The sequence below is a fragment of the Streptomyces sp. NPDC001493 genome, assembly GCF_053597235.1.
This window is the reverse complement of sequence record NZ_JBSFHV010000006.1, coordinates 149,416-168,245: the sequence shown is the minus strand read 5'-3', so window position 1 is coordinate 168,245 and position 18,830 is coordinate 149,416. Positions and strand designations below refer to the sequence as shown.

General features: G+C 71.1%; 20 protein-coding genes. 11 read left to right on the top strand and 9 right to left on the bottom strand.

Translation table 11 applies throughout. From position 1 onward, the window contains the following. Positions 1–526: 526 nt before the first annotated feature. The 3 genes from ACWCWD_RS11840 to ACWCWD_RS11830 all read right to left on the bottom strand — a co-directional run bounded on the left by ACWCWD_RS11840 (position 527) and on the right by ACWCWD_RS11830 (position 2,881). Positions 527–733, bottom strand: a complete 207-nt coding sequence (locus ACWCWD_RS11840; RefSeq protein ID WP_450772167.1) for a DUF397 domain-containing protein — start codon at positions 731–733, stop codon at positions 527–529. A gap of 285 nt (positions 734–1,018) precedes the next feature. Beyond that, the gene (locus ACWCWD_RS11835; RefSeq protein ID WP_450772166.1) at positions 1,019–1,876 is read right to left on the bottom strand and encodes a helix-turn-helix domain-containing protein; all 858 of its coding nucleotides are present in this window, start codon (positions 1,874–1,876) and stop codon (positions 1,019–1,021) included. A gap of 291 nt (positions 1,877–2,167) precedes the next feature. Then, positions 2,168–2,881, bottom strand: a complete 714-nt coding sequence (locus ACWCWD_RS11830) for a GOLPH3/VPS74 family protein (RefSeq protein WP_327177326.1) — start codon at positions 2,879–2,881, stop codon at positions 2,168–2,170. Positions 2,882–3,072: 191 nt separating this feature from the next. Between ACWCWD_RS11830 and ACWCWD_RS11825 the strand changes: the two genes are divergently transcribed. Together ACWCWD_RS11825 and ACWCWD_RS11820 are read left to right on the top strand one after the other, a co-directional pair. Next, complete coding sequence (locus tag ACWCWD_RS11825) at positions 3,073–5,763, top strand: serine hydrolase (RefSeq protein ID WP_450772164.1); 2,691 nt, start codon at positions 3,073–3,075, stop codon at positions 5,761–5,763. Between the two features lie 326 nt (positions 5,764–6,089). Then, positions 6,090–8,117 carry an MFS transporter gene (locus ACWCWD_RS11820; protein ID WP_450772163.1) on the top strand — a complete coding sequence of 676 codons (2,028 nt, stop codon included), beginning with the start codon at positions 6,090–6,092 and terminating at the stop codon, positions 8,115–8,117. Here the strand turns inward: ACWCWD_RS11820 and ACWCWD_RS11815 are convergent. Beyond that, on the bottom strand, positions 8,080–8,928 hold the full coding sequence (locus ACWCWD_RS11815) for an ATP-grasp domain-containing protein (RefSeq protein ID WP_450772162.1): 849 nt from the start codon (positions 8,926–8,928) through the stop codon (positions 8,080–8,082). The genes ACWCWD_RS11820 and ACWCWD_RS11815 overlap by 38 nt on opposite strands. A gap of 180 nt (positions 8,929–9,108) precedes the next feature. Here ACWCWD_RS11815 and ACWCWD_RS11810 point away from each other — a divergent pair, with 180 nt between their 5' ends. Continuing rightward, positions 9,109–10,056: an aminoglycoside phosphotransferase family protein gene (locus tag ACWCWD_RS11810; protein ID WP_450772160.1), complete on the top strand. Its 948-nt coding sequence runs from the start codon at positions 9,109–9,111 to the stop codon at positions 10,054–10,056. A gap of 70 nt (positions 10,057–10,126) precedes the next feature. On the opposite strand, the gene ACWCWD_RS11805 is transcribed toward ACWCWD_RS11810, so the two are convergent. The 3 genes from ACWCWD_RS11805 to ACWCWD_RS11795 are packed head-to-tail and all read right to left on the bottom strand — an operon-like array spanning position 10,127 to position 11,927. Beyond that, positions 10,127–10,870, bottom strand: a complete 744-nt coding sequence (locus tag ACWCWD_RS11805; protein WP_450772159.1) for an ATP-binding protein — start codon at positions 10,868–10,870, stop codon at positions 10,127–10,129. 2 nt (positions 10,871–10,872) lie between these two features. After that, positions 10,873–11,787, bottom strand: a complete 915-nt coding sequence (locus tag ACWCWD_RS11800) for a hypothetical protein (RefSeq protein WP_450772158.1) — start codon at positions 11,785–11,787, stop codon at positions 10,873–10,875. Next, a complete protein-coding gene (locus tag ACWCWD_RS11795; protein ID WP_450772157.1) occupies positions 11,784–11,927 on the bottom strand; it encodes a hypothetical protein in 144 nt (47 codons plus the stop codon). Before ACWCWD_RS11795 ends, ACWCWD_RS11800 begins: the two co-directional genes overlap by 4 nt. Positions 11,928–12,108: 181 nt before the next feature. On the opposite strand from ACWCWD_RS11795, the gene ACWCWD_RS11790 reads away from it, so the two are divergent. The 7 genes from ACWCWD_RS11790 to ACWCWD_RS11760 all read left to right on the top strand — a co-directional run bounded on the left by ACWCWD_RS11790 (position 12,109) and on the right by ACWCWD_RS11760 (position 16,151). Beyond that, entirely contained in the window at positions 12,109–12,609 is a 501-nt protein-coding gene (locus ACWCWD_RS11790) for a helix-turn-helix transcriptional regulator (protein ID WP_450772155.1), read from the top strand. Positions 12,610–12,748: 139 nt separating this feature from the next. After that, on the top strand, positions 12,749–13,993 hold the full coding sequence (locus ACWCWD_RS11785; protein ID WP_450772153.1) for a helix-turn-helix domain-containing protein: 1,245 nt from the start codon (positions 12,749–12,751) through the stop codon (positions 13,991–13,993). An 88-nt stretch (positions 13,994–14,081) separates the two neighbouring features. Further along, the gene (locus tag ACWCWD_RS11780) at positions 14,082–14,261 is read left to right on the top strand and encodes a hypothetical protein (protein ID WP_450772151.1); all 180 of its coding nucleotides are present in this window, start codon (positions 14,082–14,084) and stop codon (positions 14,259–14,261) included. Then, positions 14,258–14,407: a hypothetical protein gene (locus ACWCWD_RS11775; RefSeq protein ID WP_450772149.1), complete on the top strand. Its 150-nt coding sequence runs from the start codon at positions 14,258–14,260 to the stop codon at positions 14,405–14,407. The genes ACWCWD_RS11780 and ACWCWD_RS11775 overlap by 4 nt, the downstream gene beginning before the upstream one ends. Then, entirely contained in the window at positions 14,404–14,607 is a 204-nt protein-coding gene (locus tag ACWCWD_RS11770) for a hypothetical protein (RefSeq protein WP_450772147.1), read from the top strand. Before ACWCWD_RS11775 ends, ACWCWD_RS11770 begins: the two co-directional genes overlap by 4 nt. Positions 14,608–14,946: 339 nt before the next feature. Then, a complete protein-coding gene (locus tag ACWCWD_RS11765; RefSeq protein ID WP_450772146.1) occupies positions 14,947–15,636 on the top strand; it encodes an SMI1/KNR4 family protein in 690 nt (229 codons plus the stop codon). A gap of 32 nt (positions 15,637–15,668) precedes the next feature. Continuing rightward, positions 15,669–16,151 carry a WapI family immunity protein gene (locus ACWCWD_RS11760; RefSeq protein WP_450772145.1) on the top strand — a complete coding sequence of 161 codons (483 nt, stop codon included), beginning with the start codon at positions 15,669–15,671 and terminating at the stop codon, positions 16,149–16,151. Here ACWCWD_RS11760 and ACWCWD_RS11755 read toward each other — a convergent pair whose 3' ends face one another. Together ACWCWD_RS11755 and ACWCWD_RS11750 are read right to left on the bottom strand one after the other, a co-directional pair. Next, a complete protein-coding gene (locus ACWCWD_RS11755) occupies positions 16,152–16,280 on the bottom strand; it encodes a hypothetical protein (RefSeq protein WP_450772144.1) in 129 nt (42 codons plus the stop codon). Positions 16,281–16,313: 33 nt separating this feature from the next. Beyond that, the gene (locus ACWCWD_RS11750) at positions 16,314–17,561 is read right to left on the bottom strand and encodes an MFS transporter (RefSeq protein ID WP_450772142.1); all 1,248 of its coding nucleotides are present in this window, start codon (positions 17,559–17,561) and stop codon (positions 16,314–16,316) included. A gap of 127 nt (positions 17,562–17,688) precedes the next feature. Between ACWCWD_RS11750 and ACWCWD_RS11745 the strand changes: the two genes are divergently transcribed. Continuing rightward, complete coding sequence (locus tag ACWCWD_RS11745; protein ID WP_450772141.1) at positions 17,689–18,624, top strand: LysR family transcriptional regulator; 936 nt, start codon at positions 17,689–17,691, stop codon at positions 18,622–18,624. Positions 18,625–18,830 lie beyond the last annotated feature (206 nt).

The following is an 18,830-nucleotide window of genomic DNA, read 5'->3' as shown; positions in this document are numbered from 1 at the left end:
GATGCGCGCGACGCGGTGAACGGCCCGCGCGGAGACGGGAACGGGTGGCCATCGGGCGTCAACAGGCGCCCATGGCAATCGGGTTCGCGATCGCACCGTCGGGAGATGCCGCCGCCGTCACGTCCTCGCGGTTCCGGTCGCGGTGCGCGGGCCCCGGAAAGGGCCTCCCGCTCCGCGTGCCGCGCGCGAACGGCAAGACCGCACGGGATGCGGGTCCCGTGCGGTCGAGGAGGGGGGAACTTGGTCGGTCGACATGCGGCGATGCCGGAGCAGAGCCGGTGCGGTCGCCGGTTCCCACCCGGGTGTGCCGACGGTTCGTGCCGTACGGCTGGGTCGGTACGCCGCCTGTGTGGTGTCCGGGGCGGATGACCGCCCCGGACCGCATCGCGGCGTACCGGTGATGCGCGCGTACCGCTCGGTCACCCCGTACGGAGCGGGTGGAGCCGAGCCCTCTCGGCCAGGACGGCGGGCCGGTCGAGAGGGCCGGGTGAGCGGCACGGGAGCGGGCCGGCGGAGTTCACCGGGCTCAGATGTCGAGCGTGCGCTCCGCGACGTCCCGGACGAACGCGTTCCACGCGCCGGGCACGAAGGTGATCGAGGGGCCCTCGGTCACCTTCGAGTCGCGGACCGCGATGGAGAGCGCGACGGGGGACTTGACCTCGACACAGGCGCCGTTGCCGCCGGAGTAGGAGGACTTGGTCCACATGTCCGTAGCACCCTGGATGATAGCCATGTTCACTCCGGTTTCGATGAGTTGATCGTGAGCCTCGCACCAGACTGCTTTCAGCTGGCGTGATCGACGCTACTCGCCAACTCCCTCGGCTGAAATTGCCGTTCACTCGACCGGATGGCAAATGCCAATGAACTCTTACCCGATGAGGTGGCGACGGTGTATCGTGCCGTCGCCCCTCATCTCACATCGTTTCATGTCGCACATGACCCGCTATGGCGGGCCGTTCGGTCCGGTGGCGTCCTGGAGGCCCTGGGGCCACGGTTGTTGGCGCGGTTTCGACCCCGGTCAGTCGGTGTACTTCTTCGCGATCCCGCCGATGAAATGACGGCTCTGCTCCACGTTGAGTGCCTGGGCCCGCAGGTGCTCGTACATGACGCTGTACCGCTGCACGTCGTTCGCCTTCTCCAGGTAGAGGTCGCTGGTGACGCCCTCGATGTAGACCACGCTGGAGTCGGCCGTGTCCGGGAACTCCAGGATGGCGTACTGCCCGTTGATGCCCGGGTGCGCACCCATGTCGAACGGCAGGACCTGCACGGTCACGTGCGGCAGCTTCGAGCAGGCCACCAGGTGCTCCAGCTGCTCGATCATCACCTGCTTGCCGCCGACCGTCCGGTGCAGCGCGGATTCGTCTATGACGACCCACAGGCGCAACGGGCGTTCGGGATCGTTGATCCGGTCCTGGCGGCGGGCCCGGACGTTCACCCGCTTCTCGATGTCGGCCGGCGGCGCCTCCGGGAGAGCACCCGTGATCAGCGCCTCGGAGTACGCCCGCGTCTGGAGCAGTCCCGGGATGACCTGGGGCTCGTATCCGCGCAGCGACTCCGCGTCGGTCTCCAGACCGATGTAGACGCTGTACGGGATGTCGCCGAACGCGTGCCACCAGCCCTGCTGGCGCGAGTCCTTCGCCATCTGCATGAGGGAGTCGACGATGCGGTGGTCCTCGACCTCGTAGACCCCGCAGAGGTCGCGGACGTCACGCTGGCTGATGGAACGGCGGCCGTTCTCCAGCCGGCTGATCTTCGACTGGGAGACCAGCAGGCGGTCGGCGACCTCTTCGGCGGTCATGCCCTTGAGCTCGCGCAGGCGGCGCAATTCCTGGCCCAACCGACGTCGCCTGACGGTGGGATTGACGGTGGACGGCACGGAAACGGCACCTCCGGCTATGTAGCTGTGCGTATCTACTTCTCAGCAGATTGCCACCCTTGGCCCTCGCTTCGCTGGAAAACGGAGAACGCAAGCACGCGGGGCAGCCGGAAGACCGGCTGCCCCGCGTGTGGTGCGGCTCCCGAACCGGGTCTTCGTGGACGTCGGTACGGCGGTATGTGATTCTCCGCGCGGTCTCCCGCACGGGTTCCGCGCGGTCTCCCGCACGGCTCTGAAACGGTGCGCAGCGCGGATGTCCCGCGCGGCGCACCGCGGTTCAGCTCACTGCGTTCAGCTCGCCGCGGTCTGCGCCATGCTGCCGCGACGTGCTTGCGGCTGCAACGGCACTCCCGCTGCCTGCTGGTTGCGGCGGGGCTGTGCGCCCGCGCCGCTCTGGACGTCCATCACGGCATGCGCCACGAGGCCGCCCATCGGGTCGTGCCTGATCAGGTCCCGGAGGCGGGAGCGTGATGAACGCCCCTCGTTCCCCGGGTACAGGTGCTTGCCGAGTCCGACCGCGTGGGCCAGCGCGGCAAGCGCCGCGGTCCGCGGGTCCGGCGGTACACCGGTGCGGATCGCACTGTCCAGCCGGGACCTGATGTCCCTGCTGACTGCCGTGTCCGTCGCCTGGTAGCGAGTCGTCGGCAGCACTCCGCACATCTGGCCCGCCACGGCATGCACCATGCCGCACCGCTCCAGATGAGCGAGATAGACCTGACGGAGCCCCAGTCGGGGTCCGCCGATCCAGTGGACCGCCCGTACCGGGCTGCCGCGTCTGCGCAGCAGTTCCAGTGCGGAGTCCAGTGTCGGATCTCCAGTCGGCCGTGGCATCACCACGGCGATACGATCCCCGTCAGGGGCTATCCGTCCTGCCAGAGCCAGCTCCACTAGCTGTGCTCCGGCGAGGCCGAGGTCGAGCGACTGCGGCTGCGCCGTGGTACCCGTGGTCGGGTCCAGAGCGAGCAGCAAAAGCTCTTCCGGAATTGTTCTGCGGCTCCTGCCCATCCATGCCTCCCCGCGTGGATGAGTGACAGGGTGACCCCTCTCACAACTGTCTGTCGAGAGCGCCTGCCAGCTTTGTACGGGAACCAGTACGTATGTCGTTCTCGTCTAGCAGCTGAAGCAAGGGTTCACACAGGACACTGGTACACGGTTCGGACAGCGGGGGCAGTCCCCGCAGCGATGAGGAGGCATTGGTGGCGGGCGAGTCCCTCGGCAAATCGGAGCGGTCGAAGTCCTCGGGGACGGCTCCGGAGGAACGCGACCCCAGGCTCTCCGTGTTCCGTGAAACCGCCGGACCGGGTGACGACACCGTCGGTGACGCGGCGGACGACGCTCCCGGTTCCCGGACGGACGCGGAGCCGGGTACGGACGCGGCTTCCGGCACCGGTACGGACTCGGGCGCGGACGCGGACGCCGAGCCGGGTACGGACGCCGAGCCGGACGCCGACGCGCGGGAGGACACCGCCACCGCGGTGTTCCGCTTCCGCGTTCCGGTTCCCCCGGCGGCGGACGCGGCGGACGCGACGGAGGATGCCGACGAGGCGGCGGACACGGCCGACGCGGCGGCGGACACGGACGCCTCTGAGCGGGCCGAGGGCGTCACGAACACCGACGCGGCCGAGGACGGGGCGGCAGAGACCCCTGAAGGCCCCACGGAGCCCTCGGGGGCCGATTCCGCGCCCTCGGGCGCCTCCGGCGCGCAGGAGCCCGCCACGAGCGCCCCGGCCGCCGACGCGGACGCGGACGCGGCCGCCGACGCGGACGCGGACGACGACGAGACGGCTCAGAGCGAAACGGCTGAGAGCGAAACGACCGAGGGCGACGGCGACAAGCGGCTGCGCCGTGCGGTCGCCGCCTGGGTCGCCGAGGGCGACAGCCCTGCCGCAGCCGAGAAGCCGACCGGGGCCACGGAGTCCGCAGAACCCTCGAAGGACGACACGCCCTCGAAGGACGACACGCCCTCGAAGGGCGACAAGCCCGACGCGGACACGGCCGGCGCCCAGGTGCCCCGTACCCGTGAGGAGGCCGCGCCCACCGAACCGGCGTCGGCAGCCAAGGTGCCCGGACCTTCCGGCAAGACCGACGAACCCGCCGAGGCGGCGTCCGACGCGAAGGGCAAGTACGACGCGAAGGGCAAGTCCGACCCCGACGGCAAGTCCGACGCCGACGGCAAGCCCGGCGCCGATGAAGACGGCGACGACGCGGACGACACCGGTATCGACCAGCCCACCGCCGTGTTCAAGTCGGTCCGTCCCCGGATCGACCAGCCCACGACCGCGCTGAAGATCCCGAAGCGCGAGGCGTTGGCCAAGCAGGACGCCAAGCCGGACACGAAGCCTGCCCCGGGCGACGCGAGCGACCCGAAGGCCGCCAAGGCCGCGAAGCCGGAGTCCGAGAGCGACTCGGAGCGCACCAGCACCTTCGTACCGCTGCGCTCGGACGACGTACGGTCCGCGCCCGCGCCGCGGCGTCCGGCTCCGCAGGGGCCGGTCGTCGGTCCCACGGTGACGCCGGCCCTCGGTACGTCCACCACGTCGGACACGTCGTCGGACACGTCCGCCACGGGTGAGCCCGACCGGACCCGTTCCCTGCCGCTGCCTCCGAGGCCGCCGCTGGACCTGCTCGCCGAGCTGACGAACACCCCGCCGCCGGCGGAGACCCCGGTGCGTACGGCGGTCCGGCGGGTCAAGATCTGGACGCCGCTCGTCCTGCTCGTATTGATCATCTTTGCAGTCGTACAGATGGTCAGGCCGCTGCCGGACCCCACGCTCTCGGTGACGGCCAAGCCCACCTACACGTTCGACGGGGCCGCCCCCGACCTGTCGTGGCCGTCCCAGGGCCAGGGCTACATGGCGGCGACCGGCCTGGGCGAGGTCGGCTCGTTCGGGAAGCAGAAGCCGGTCCCGATCGCGAGTGTGGCGAAGGCCATGACCGCGTACATCGTGCTCAAGGACCACCCGATGAAGAAGGGTGAGGACGGGGCCTCGATCAAGGTCGACGCCAAGGGCGAGTCCGACGGCAAGCTCTCCTCCGAGGGCGAGTCCACGCTCGACACCGTCAAGGAAGGGGACGTGCTCACCCAGCGCGACGCCCTCTCCGCGATCATGATCCCCTCCGCCAACAACATCGCGCGGCTCCTGGCGCGGTGGGACGCGGGCTCCGAGAAGGCGTTCGTCGAGAAGATGAACGCCACCGCGAAGGAGCTCGGGATGACGAACACCACGTACACCGACCCCTCCGGCCTCGACGCCACCACCGTGAGCACCGCCGAGGACCTGGTGAAGCTCGGGGAGAAGCTGGTCGAGATCCCGGCGCTGATGGAGATCACCATCCTGCCGAGCTGGACCGACCCCACGGGCAAGCCCTGGCCCAACTACAACCGCCTGGTTCCGTTCAACGGGGCGCTCGGCATCAAGACCGGCTCGACCACCAAGGCGGGCGGCAACCTGCTCTTCGCGGCCCACAAGATGATCGACGGGACCGACCAGCTGATCGTCGGCGCGATTCTCGGCCAGTACGACAGCCAGTCGATCATCGATGAGGTCAACCGGGTCAGCAAGACGGTCATGCTGGCCACCGAGGACGCCCTCAAGGGCGCCACGATCGTGAAGAAGGGCCAGGTCGTCGGGGTCGTCGACGACGGACTCGGCTCCACCACCCCGGTCGTCGCGACCAAGGACGTCAAGGCGGTCGGCTGGGGAGGGCTCACGGTGAAGCTGGAGCTCACCGACGACGGAAAGACCGTCCCGCACGAGGCGGCGGCCGGTACCGAGGTCGGCACGCTGACGGTCGGAGAGGGCACCAGTCAGGTCAAGGTTCCGGTCGCCCTGGCCCAGGACCTGAGCGAGCCCGGATTCGGCGCCAAGCTGTCCCGGATCGGCTGACGACCGGGGGCCGTACCGGCTGACCACCGGGGGCCGGATCGGCCGACGACCGGTCCGGCCTGCGGGAAGGCCGCGGCGAAGGTCCGGAGCAGGACGCGCGAAGGCCGGGGCGAGGCCGAGGTCGGCCCGGAGGTTCGCCGAGGAGAGCCTCGGGGAAGGAGGGCGGGGGGTACCGATCCGGTGCCCCCCGTCCCCCTTCTGTCCGCTTGGTACGTGTTAGCGTCCCGGAACAGACCGAACAGACGAGCAGACGAACAGCAGCCGGAAAGCCGAACGGCGGTCGCCGGGGGGACGCACCGGGCCGGCGGACGACGGGGAGAGCCGTAGTGACCACCGCGGAGCCGAGACCCGGCCGCGAGGCGGACAGCGAGAGAGACCGGACGTCCGGGCAGCCCGACGGCGCCGCCCGCCCGACGGGTCCCGTGGACGGCGGCGACCCGGCCCTCGTGGGTCTCGTGCCGACCCAGCGCACCCCGGAACCGGAACCGCAGGCCGACCACGGCCACCCCGGCCCGTCCTCCGACGGCTCGCGCGAGCACCCGGGCGCCCCGTCCGAAACACAGCCGCAGCCGCTGACGACGCCGACCGAGCCGTCGACGCCGACCCAGGCACCTGCCCAGCCGCAGCCGCCGACGCAGTCGCTGCTGCACCGGCTGACCCGTCACCCCGTGACGATCGCGACGGCCGCCGCGGCCGTCACCCACGTCCTCTGGTTCTTCTTCTTCGCCAACAGCGGCGGCGACATCGCGGCGCAGGACGCCTGGGCCGAGTTCGTCGGCCAGCACCCCGGTACCGCGTACAACCTCGCCTGGTACGGGGGCATGCACCCCGTCTCGTACAGCGTGGTCTCGCCGTACCTGATGTCCGTGATCGGCGTCCGGTCGACGATGATGCTCGCGGGCACCGTCTCCGCCGGGCTGACCGCGATGATCCTGGTACGGGTCAAGGCCGTGCGGAACCCGCTCGCCTGCTCGCTCGCCGGGGTCTTCGCGTACCTGTGCAACGCGCTGTCGGGCCGGGTGACCTTCGGGCTCGGCATGATGTTCGCGGTCGGGGCCGTCGCCGCCGTCTTCTGCTGGCCGTACCGCTGGCGGTACCGGCGCTGGGCGAAGGCGGGCGTCGCCGCGCCGCTCGCCGGGCTCGCGACCGCCTCCAGCCCGGTCGCCGGTCTCTTCCTGGGCGTGGTGGCCGCCGCGCTCTTCCTGCACAAGCGGCGCCCCGGCGCGTACGCCATCGGGCTGCCCCCGGTGGTGGTGGTCGGGCTGTCCTCGTGGCTGTTCCCGTTCTCCGGTACCCAGCCGATGTCGGTGGGCACGCTGTCGCTGCCGTTCGTCTTCGCGGTGTTCGTCTTCGTGCTCGTACCGCGCGACTGGAAGACGGTCCGCACGGCGTCCGCCGTCTACGGCCTGGGCACGCTCGCCACCTACTTCGTGGACTCCCAGATCGGTTCCAACATCACGCGCATGGCGATGCTCTTCGCCGGTGTCGTGCTGCTGGCCGCGCTGCCGTTCACCGCGCCGCGCACCCGCCGCTGGTACGCCCTGGTGATCGCGATCGTCGGGCTCAACGTCTGGATCGGCTTCAAGAGCGTCGCCGACATCGTCCGTACCGCGCCGACCGCCTCCTGGGCGCGCGAGCTGGCGCCGCTGGTCAACCAGCTCCAGGTGGTGGACGCGACGAGGGGCCGGATCGAAGTGGTCCCCGCGAGCAGCCACCGCGAGGCCTCCGCTCTGGCGCCGTACGTCAACCTCGCCCGGGGCTGGAACCGCCAGGCCGACATGAAGCGCAACCCGCTCTTCTACGACGACACCCTCGACGGTACGAACTACCGCGAGTGGCTCGACCGCTGGGCCGTCCACTACGTGGTCCTGCCCAAGGGCAACCCGGACAGCGGGGCCGCCCAGGAGGCGACCCTGGTCGGCGACGGCCTGCCCTACCTGAAGCAGATCTGGGCCGACGCCAACTGGAAGCTGTACCGGGTCGAGGACCCGACGCCGCTCGCCGACCCGCCCGCCACCGTCCTGAACGCGGAGGCCGACGAGATCACCCTCCGGGTCGCCGAGGCGGGCCGCGTCCTCATCCGGGTGCCCTACACGCGCTGGCTCTCGCTTGTCGACGAGGAGGGCAAGGGCCTGGACCGCCCCCAGGAGACGGCGGAGTCCAAGGAGCGCACCAAGGACGACGACAAGGCTCCCAAGACCTTCGACAACGTCAACGGGTGCCTCCTGGAGGTCGACGAGGAGACCCACGGCGACCAGTGGACCGAACTCGTCGCCCCCAAGGCGGGCGTCTACCGGCTGGCCGCGCCGTACCGTTTCAGCCCCGGCACCCCGTGCCCGGAGGAACTGCGCTGACCCGCCGCCCCTGCGGGATCCCCGCCCCGGGCCTCACGAAGGCGCCGTCCCGGGCGGCGTCCAGCGCCGCCACCGGCCCGGCGGCCCGCAGCACCACGTCCAGGGCGCGTTCCGGGTCGGCGGCGTAGCAGCCGCTCGCCCAGGCGGCGTTCGCCTCGACCACACTCCAGCCGCCGTCCGCGTCCCTTCCTACGTCCACGACGATCGCGGACGGCAGCGAGCCCGAGGCGGCGGCCAGCAGGTCCGCGCCGAAGGCGAGGGCGTCCGGTGACGGCTCACCGAGCCGGAGGCGGCCGCGCCCGGCGTACCGGCTCGCGGTGTGCACGGCCCCGTCGAGGACGTACAGCCGGTACTCGGACACGTACGACAGCACCTCGCTGACCAGCACCGGCGTCTCCGGCTCGACCGCGTCGGGACCGGGCAGCCGGGAACCGTCCGTGTACACGAGGGCCGGGATGCTCTTGTCGTTGGGCGACTTCACGAACACCGGCCTGCGCAGCCCGTACGCCTCCCGGATCGGCATCGCCCGGATCTCCCGCCGCGTGAACGCGACGGGAAGCCTCGCGAGCCAGTCGGCCGGGGCTTCCAGCGGGGCGATCCCGAGCGCCGGCGCGACGGCGTCGGCGAAGCCCGGTCCGGCGTGCAGGTACGCACGGCCGTACGCCGACTCCCGCAGCGCGTCCGGTATCCGCGTCCCGCCCGGCTCCACGGTCCGCAGCCCGCGCCGCACCGCAGCCCCGGCGATCGCCCGCGCGGAGGCGGTGAGGCGGGGCGGCAGCACGAGGACGGTGTCTCGTCGGTCGTCGGTCATGGAGACCAGGGTGTGGTACGGGGACGGGCGCGGCCCAGCGGTTTTCGGGGGAGCTCCCGGGCGTTGTCGCCGTCCATGGTTTCCGCAGGTGGTGGCGGGTTCGGGCAGCCGTCGGGACCTCGTGGGCACCCGGTGCGGAAAGCGGTTGCGGCGGCCCCGCCCAGCCGATTCGATCGGTTCATGCTCTCCGACGAAGATCTTGTACGGGCCCTGGTCGCCGCACAGTTCCCGCAGTGGGCGGGGCTCCCCGTCACCCGCACCGGTTCCCACGGCACGGTGAACGCCATCTACCGGCTCGGGGGAGCGATGGCGGTACGGCTCCCGCTCGGCGAGGGCGGCGCCCGGGACGTGGAGAAGGAGCACCACTGGCTGCCCCGCCTGGCCGCCCACCTTCCGGTCCCGATCCCCGCCCCACTCGCCCAGGGCGGGCCGGGGGAGGGGTACCCCTGGGCCTGGTCGGTGTGCCGCTGGCTCGAAGAGGAGCCGCTGACACGGTGGTTGGATTCGTCGGTGAGTGAACGTGGCTCCGGAAATGGTGACTCGATTCCGGACGGCGGCGAACTGTCGTCGGATCTGGCCCAGTTCATCACCGCACTGCGCCGGATCGACACGGCCGGCGCCCCGACCGCGTACCGCAGTGAACCGCTCGCCGCCCGGGACGCCGACACCCGCCGGACGATCGAGGACCTCCGCGAGGTTCTGGGCGAGGAGGGCGCGGAGGGGGCTCTCGCCGTGTGGCGTGCGGCGCTGGCGGCCCCCGCGCAGGACGGGCCGGGGGTCTGGTCCCACGGAGACCTCCAGCCCGGCAACATCCTCATCAAGGAGGGCCGGTTGGGCGCCGTCATCGACTTCGGCTGCATGGGTCTCGCCGACCCGGCGCTCGACCTGATGGCCGCCTGGTACCTGCTCCCCGCCACCGCCCGCCCCCGGTTCCGTACCGCACTGGACGCGGACGGAGCGACCTGGCGGCGGGCGCGCGGCTGGGCCCTCTCCGTCGCCCTCCCCGAACTCGCCCACTACCGCACCACGAACCCGGTGATGGCGGACAACGCCCGCCGTGTCATTGGTGAGTTGCTGGCGGAGGGGACGAGTTTGCGTGGGGAGACGGCTCGGGCGGAGGGAGCCTGAGCCGGTCGGCGGCCGTGCAGCGGGAAGGGAGAGAGGCCTGATCCCGGGTGGACGCCAACTCCCGTCCGGGTCACCCGGCGGCCCGTCTGCGGTCCGCGCCGGTCATCGCGACGATCCGGGTGTCCTCGGAGAGCCGTGACACGATCCGCTCGCCGAGGTGGGTGGTGAGGTCGGTGCCGGTGGGGCGGCCCTGCTCGTCCAGGGGTGCGCGGGCGGGCAGGTTGCTCGTGTAGAGGCTGGGGAGGCAGGCGTTGTACCGCTCGTTGACCAGCCGGTACGTCACCTCCTCCGTCCACTCGCTGGCCTTCGCGGACCCGAGGTCGTCGAGGAGCAGCAGCGGGACCCGGCAGAGACGGCGCAGCTCCTCCTCGGTCCCCCGCTCCGAGCCCTTGGGGCGCAGGCGGCCGTACAGGTCGGCGGCGGTGACGGAGATGACCTCGTACGTACGCGGACCTGCTTCGGCGATACGGCGGAGCGCGCCGTACGCCTCGTACGTCTTGCCGGTGCCGGTCGTACCGGTGAGGAGCAGCGACCCGGCGGACTCCGGGTCGGCGGCCACGGCGTCCGCCCACTGCCGGACGGCGGGGAGGGTGGCGTCGGCCCGCCGGTAGCGGGGCGGTGTCGCGGTCCGCCAGCGGCCGAGCGCCCACGCGGCGCGGCGGCGGTGGTGGTACTCGGGGTGACCGGGCTCGTCCGGCACGTGCCCGTCCGCGACGGGGCCAGGACCGACGCCCTGGCGCTGCTTCTCGGCGATGCCGCCCATGATGTGCGCGAGGGCGGACGGGCCGAGGACGCCGATGGTGGTGGGCTCCATGGTCAGAATCCGTTCTCGTACACGGACGGGTCGACCGGGTTGGTGTACGGCTGCCAGCCGCCGGGGGCGGACGCGGCGTGGCGGGCGGGCGGTACGGGCACTCGCTGCTGTGCGGGCACTGGGCGCATCGGGGGCGCTGCGGGCCGTACGGGGCTGGGTGCGGGCAGCGGAGGTAACTCGCGCCAGCCGGGCAGGAAGTACTTCGCGAAGCTGATCTCGCGGGCGCTCGCTTGCCGTTGAGCGAAGGCGGCGAGGGCCGGGACACCGGTCCGCGCGATCAGGGCTTCGACCACGGACCACTCGGAGGCCGAGAGGTTCCAGCGTACGAGCACTCCGGCGGTGGTGAGCGCGTCGACCAACGGGCGTGCTGCGGTGGGGATCCCGGGGCCGAGGTCGACGGGGGCAGGCGCTCCGGCTTGCTTGCTTTCACTCCTGGTGGGAGTGGTTTGGTTGAGGGGGCCTGAATCGGTACCGCTAGGGGGCTCGATCCGGTACCTCCCCGGTCCTGAATCGAGACCCCTCGCATCCTCGCTACCGGTCTCGATCCGGTACCCCTCGATGCGGCCAGGGGTCTCGATTCGATCCCCCTGCAGGGCGTCCATCGGTCGCGAATCAGGACCGGTAGAGCCTGGAGTGGGCCGCATGTACGCCACCGCATGGGGAAGTTGGTAGACCGCCGCCCTGGTTCCGCGCGCCTCTTCGATCATGACCAGCTCTCCGGATGCGAGGGCCTTGTCGACCGCGCGGACGACCACCGACTTGCTGACCCCGCCGAGACGGGCCCGGAACTCGGTAGTGCCGATGCCGGTGACGCAACGGGCGTCCTGCACCTTGTCGGCGACCGCCAGCAGCACTATGCGGGGATTGCCGGTGCTCCTGGAGTGGGTCCACACCCAGTGCATGGCGTCGATAGTCACGGGGTCCCCTTCCGCACGGTGCTGGTCGTGCGACGGATCTTGGTCTCCGGCGTCTTCCAGGAGCGGCGGTCCGGGCCGGTGGCGTTCTGTAAGCCTTGGGGCGCGAGCATGGCTGCGCGCAGCAGTGATTGCACGTTCATGGCTCAATAATAGGCCCTGATGGGCCTCTTTCGATCCGCTTCGAGGCTTAATGGGGGGTGGGTGTTGCTCGATTGAGCCGTGCAGTGAGCTGAAGTGTCCCGCGTGTGCCTACTAGTCGCAGGTCGAGGACTCAAAAGGTGAGCTACGTGTAGGCATACCGATGGGGCATCATGAGGAACCATGGATCGCTGGGTACGTCTGGGTGAGGCATTCAAGGCCGCGCGCGCTGCGCTGAAGTTGACGCAGAGCGATGTCATGCGCGCCCTCGATGTCTCTCGGGCCACGGTGCAGAACGTGGAGAGGGGCAAGGCTTTCACCCGGCTGACCTCCACGCACCGGGCCTACGCCCGGCTCGTCGGCTGGAGCGGCGATAGTGTCGAACAGGTGTTGGCCGGCGGCGAGCCGACCCCCGCAGTTGACGCCGAGCCGAGCGTCAGCGGACCGGGCGTTTTCGTCCCTGACGATCTGCCGCTCCATGTCGCTGAAGAGCTGACCGCCGGCCGTTTGCTCGACACGATGGTGATTCGGTTGCCTGGCGGCGGGCAGGCCGTCGTAGTCGCGCGTGGCAAGGAGGGCAGCTCGCCCGAGGAGCTCCAGGCATTGATGGAGGCATGGCGGCGCATCCGCCCGCAGCTCCAAGAGATCGGCGAGCGGTCCGAAGGCCCTGCGTCGGCGGGGTAGGTCACGGACGCTCGGAGGGTCTTGGGCATCCCGGGGCGATGACGCGGGCGGGCCACCGTGGACTCGGCAAGTCCTCGACATGGAAGTGACCTTGCCCCCTACGCTGACAGCGACGAGTTGTTCAGAGAGGGGCGAGGCCATGCCGTTCGACACCAGCCCGGACCCGCACGCGGACCCGATCGCTTTCGGCCAGCGGCTTCAGATTCTCCGCACGCGGCGGGGCGTCACCCGCGAACAACTCGGGGGCCTGATGGGGCGATCCGCGTCCTGGGTGAAGGGGATCGAGACGGGGCGCAGAGGCGTACCCCGCCTGGAATCCATGCTCCGTCTCGCCGAGGTCCTCCGGGTGCAGAATCTGTCCGACCTGACCGGGGACCAGGCCGCGTCCGTGACCCTCTTCACCGGTCCTGGTCACGCCAGGCTGGCTGCCGTGCGCGCCGCCGTGGACGCGTTTCCGGTCGGCAGGACCGAGGTCGCACCGACCGCCGCGCATCTCTCCGCCCGCCTCGCCCGGGCGTGGGCCGCCCGGCACACCTCGCCGAACCACCGGGACGTGATCGGCGCCCTGCTGCCCGACCTGATCCGGGACGCGCAGGCCGCCGTACGGCAGGCCGGGACGGCCAGTAACTGGCGTGCGGCGCAGGCGGCTTTGGCGGAGGTGTACGCCCTCTGCCAGTTCTTCGTGTCGTACCAGCCGGATGCCGCCCTGGTGTGGCGGGTGTCCGAGCGAGGGATGATCGCGGCCCAGCAGTCCGAGGACGGTCACGCGATCGGTGTCGCGGCGTGGCTGGCGGCGCAGGCGCACCGGGACCGCGCGCACTACGACGCCGCCGAGCACGTGGTGGGCGAGGCGCTCCGATACCTGGAGCCCCTTCTCCCGGACAGCACCGAACCGGTCCGGGCGATCGCCGGTGCGCTGCGGTTCGAGGCCGGGTACACGGCTGCGCGACGGGGCGAGACCGGTACGGCCTGGCGGTACTGGGACGAGGCCCGACAGGTCGCCAACCGGCTCCCGGACGCGTACTTCCACCCGGTGACCAGCTTCGGCCGGGCGATCATGGGCGCCCACGCGGTGACCGTGGCGGTCGAGTTGCACGCCGGCGGCGAGTCCGTACGCCAAGCAGCGGCGGCCGACGCGACCACCATCCCGTCACGGCCGCGCAGGGCCCGCCACCGCATCGAACAGGCGCGCGGCTATCAGCTCGACGGGCAGCCCGATGTCGCGCTGGCCACCTTGGCGCAGGCGCACGAGGCGGCCCCGGAGACGATCCGCTACAACGGGTACGCGAAGAGGATCGTGCTGGAGGAAACGCAGGCGAAGTCGCCGGACCGCCGCCGCCGAGCCTCCGCGCTCGCGGTCCAACTCGGTCTCCTCGCGGCCTGATCGAAGGGGCGCACTCCGCGCCCCCGGTTCCTCGTGTCCGCCTCCACCCTTGGGTGACCTGCCCGCATGATCACACCGAGGTGAGCGGATGAACCATCGAGAGTGCACGTACTGCCCGGATTGCGGACCGGACGTCTGCGTGCGCATACACGGCACGGGCATCGGGCCGGACACGGTGGTGTACGCGCACGCCGCCTGCGCCGATCAGCGCGGAGTACCGGCTCTCTACCGAATCCTGCCCGAGGCCGAAACGGTGGTGTCCCGGTGACGAGATCCACCGAGCAGCCCGAAGCCGGGGAGCAGGCGTACCGCGTGTGGCTGGCGCACACCGCGACGTGTGCGACCTGCCGGGTCAGCGCGGCCTGCCCCACCTCGGTACGTCTCGGCCGTGCCTGGCGGAAGGCCCGCCGGTGACCTTCCCCCGCTACTGCGTCGACTGCGACCGGACGATCACCGGCAACGCGATCGTCGTCACCGAAGGGCATTCCGCCTCCGGGGCGCGCCCTGACGCGTACGCGCACCCGCCGGGCGACCCGGAGTGCACGGTTCGGCGGGCGTCACCGTCGATGCTGCACCAGGTGCTGGACGCGCTTCCGCCGACTGCCCGCCGCTGACGTCCCCACGCCCGCCGTCGAGGCCCGCTCACCGATTCGGCGGGGGCGGACTCGGGGGCGGGCCGGGAACGGAGACCGGCAGGACCGGGAGGCGAATCGGACCCGCGCTCGGGTCCATGGCCCTGCGCCCGCCACGTGGCAGCCGGTCAGACGCAAAGCGCGCGAGTTCCGGGAATCCTGTGCGTGCGGACGCCGGAACCCGCTCACTGTCGCGCCGAACTGTTCCTCCGGCGCGTAGGTTCGGTGTGCAAGTCGGCAGTCTCTCGGCGGGCGTTGACTCGCCTCAGGACACGACGACCCTCCGGTGGGTGTGTCAGTGGCGGCGCATATGGTCGCTGCATGGTTGATCAGGATTGGGCCGGGGTGAGGGAGCGGATCGTGGAGCTGAGCGCGCTCCCGGCGAGCCAGAAGGTGTTCGGGACACTCGGTCATCGGTGGGCGCTCGAGGATCCGCTTCGCGAGGACGAGATCGTCGAGTTGGAGGGCCAGATAGGCGTGCGGCTGCCTTCGGAGTACCGGGGCTTCCTCGCGATGGTCGCCGCCGGGGGCGCGGGGCCGTCCTATGGCGTCTTTCCCGTGCGACGCATTGAGGGCCGCTGGCGCTGGGAGGGCGACGGTGCCGACCTGGCCGATCTGTCCAAGCTCGCCGAACCGTTCCCTGACAAGGGCCCGGACCCAGAGGTCCTCGAACGGCTGTTGGCCGAGCGTCCCGAAGAGGAGGACTTCGAGGAAATCGAGGACTTCGACACCGCCATCGAGGCGTGGGATGAACGATGGGAAGCCGTCATGTTCGCCCCCGAGCGCACCGCCGGCGCCATCGTGATCTGCCACCACGGCTGTGCTCAGCGCGACTGGCTGGTCCTCAGCGGCTCCCACTGCGGCACTATGTGGTCCGATCCCCGAGCAGACGACGCGGATCTTGAGCCCCTCGTCGACGCGGAGGGCAAGCCCGTCACCTTCAGCGGCTGGTTCACCGATTGGCTGGACAAGGCCGAGCACGATGTCCGGCAGTCCTCCGCAGGCTCCTGAGTCACGCATTCGGGCCGTGGCATCCTGTGGCAGTGCTTCTGGGTGATGACGCGAGCAGTGTCGAGCTCTGTCCGCTGCGCTATCAGTTCGCCGCGGTCCGGGGCGACTCCTACGACGACAACTGGCTGGTCATTGGTGGGTCGGTGGCCACTCCCCAGGGCAGTTGGTCCTTTGCTGATCCATGTCTGCTGGCTCATGAAGCCCGGCAGGTGTCCGCGTGGCTGCGGGCGGTGGCCGCCGGGACGGTGGCGCTGACGGGGCCCGACGCCGAAGGCCGGCTGTCTCCGGACACATGGTTCGTCGAACCGGTCCTTGCCGTGAGCCTCGCTGATCGAAGCGACAGCGGGGCAGTGATTCGTGTTCACCTCTCCCTTGAGGCGGCGCCCCCATGGCAGCGGGGAAATGACGGGGCAGACATCTACCAGTACTTCGTGGAGCTGCAGCTGGATACTGCAGCACTGCTTCGCGAGGCCGACCGATGGGATCTTGCCCTGGACTCCTTCCCAGCTCGCTAATCAGCGCAGGGTGTTTCCGGTGCGTTCGGGGTGGGAGGCGTGGACGCACCTGACCGCCGTGACCTCGCTGATCCCGAACAGTCTGATCAGGTGGAGCGGATCTGCGGTGAGCTGGGCCTCGTAGAGCATCCGGTCTTGCGGACTTTGCGAGTGCCGCATGTGTCATGAGGGGCTGCGGGACAGCTCCGGCTCGTGCGGCGACGTCGTGCGGTCGTGCCGGGGCAGCAGGAGCGGGGTGGTCAGGATGAGCAGTCCCGCGGCCGTGAGAGCGGTGCGCGGGCTGGTGACGTCGGCGAGCAGTCCGGCGAGTGCGGTGAGGGCGGCGATGGACGCCTGCTGGCCGATGGACCAGGCCGACAGGGTGCGGGCGACGAGGTGCTGGGGGGTCTGTTCGAGCCGGTAGGTGGCGAGCACCGGGGTGTACAGGCTCATGTTGACGATGATCGCCAGCTCGACGGCCATCACGGTGACGAGGCCCACGACGCCGGGACGCACGAAGGCCAGGCCGATCAGCCAGACGGCACGCAGGGTGCCGACGGTCCGGAAGACCCTGTGCCGGCCGTACCGCGCCACGACCCGGCGGGCCAGCCGCGAGCCGATGAGGCCGCCGAGGCAGGGGGCGGCGAAGGCGAGGGCGTACTGCCAGGGCGGGAAGCCGAGTTGGCGGAGGAGGAGCACGGCCAGCAGCGGCTCGGTGGCCATGATCAGTCCGCCGACGAGGACCTGGTTGAGGTAGAGCGCCCGCAAGCCGGAATGCCCCATGATGTGGCGCCAGCCGTCGAGCAGTGCGCCCGCCCGGGACGGGCTCCCGCCAGGTGCCGTCGGTGCTTCTTCCCGGTCGCGGATCGCGGTGATGCAGAGCGCGGAGAGCAGGTAGCTGAACGCGTCGGCGACCACGGTGACGACCGGCCCGAACAGGCCGATCGCCGCCCCGCCCAGCGGGGGCCCGACCGCGATGGAGCTCCAGTTCGTGGACTCGAACCGCGCGTTGGCCACGAGCAGGCCGTCCGGCCGGACGAGGGCCTTGAGATAGGCGCCGCTCGCCGCGTTGAAGGCGATCTTGGCCGCGGCGACCACGGCCGAGATCACGAGCAGCTGGACGAAACCGAGCCGCCCGAAGGCGTAGGCGACCGGGATCGTCGCCATGGCCGCGAACCGGGTCAGGTCCATCATGATCATGACGGGCCGCTTGCGCCGGAACTCCACCCACGGCGCGAGGCGCAGCGCGATCAGCGCGCCCACCGCGGGCCCCACCGCGGACAGCGCGGACACCTCGGCGGGACTGGCGTGTAACGCCAGCACGGCGATCAGCGGCAGCGCGCCGAACCCGAGCCCGGAGCCGTAGGCGCTGACCGCGTACGCCGTCCACAACCAGCCGAACGGACGGCCCAGCGGTCTCCTGCTCACCATGCGCAGCGCTCCCATCCGAACAAACCGACGTTGACCGGTGAGAGCTAAGCGAGCGGCACAACCGCTGGTCAAACAACCGCACGGCTCGATGCTCACAACCATTGGTTGTTCACTAAGGTGGGTCGGCGTGGATCTCGAAGCAGTGCGTACCTTCACCGCCGTCGCGGAAGCGGGCCAGTTCCAGAAGGCCGCCGCCGACCTGTCGATCACCCAGCAGGCCGTCTCCAAGCGCGTCGCCGCGCTGGAGCGCGGCCTCGGCGTGCGGTTGTTCTCCCGCGTCCCCCGAGGCGCCGAGCTCACCATCGACGGGCAGGCGTTCCTGCCCCACGCGCGTGAGCTGCTGCGTGTCGCCGAGCGTGCGGTCGCGTCGGTGCGCCCCGGCAGCCGTCCGCTCCGCGTCGACGTGCTCTCCTCGCGCGGCGCGCAGTCGGGGCTGATGCGCGGCTTCCACCACGCGTACCCCGAGACCGCCCTCGACGTGGTGATGCTGTTCGAGATCGAGACGGCCGTCGCCGCCATCCGGTCCGGTGCGATCGACGCGTCCTTCCGCGCCGTCGCCGCGCCCGGCCGGCCCCTCCCCGAGGACATCGAGTCGGTCCGGGTGCTCGACGAGCCGCTCCAGCTCCTCACCGGCCCCGCCCACGCGCTGGCGGGCGCCCGGTCGGTGACCGTCGCCCAGCTCGCCGGGCACCGGATCTGGATGCCCGGCATCGTCCCCGGCACCGAGTGGGCCGCCTACTACGACGACCTCGTCGCCGAGTTCGGCCTCACCATCGAGGCGACCGGCCCCAACTTCGGCTCCGACGCACTCCTCGACACCATCGCCGACACCCCGGCCCTGGCCACCTTCATGGGCGAGCACACCCGCCTCATCTGGCCCACCGGCCACGACCTGCGCCGCATCCCGGTGACCGACCCGACGCCCGTCTACCCGCACTCGCTCCTCTGGCACCGCGACAACCCCCACCCGGCCCTGGCCACCCTCCGCGCCCACCTCGCCGCCACGACGGCCGGCCACGACGCCGCCGGGACCTGGACGCCCGGCTGGGTGACTCCGCGCTGAACGGCCCCCGCGCGCGCTGAACGGCCCCCGCCCGGCGGGGCGTTCCGCACGGCGAGGACCCGTCGCCGTGCGGTCGGAGAGGTCGTCGTGGTTGCCATGGGCTGCTGGGCGGGCGGGCGCCGACTGCCTCCCGGCAGTCGCATCCTCGTGCGGGGTACGAGGACCGGGCAAGGCTGCCCCGGTGCACCGGCAACGGGCGGCGGGGC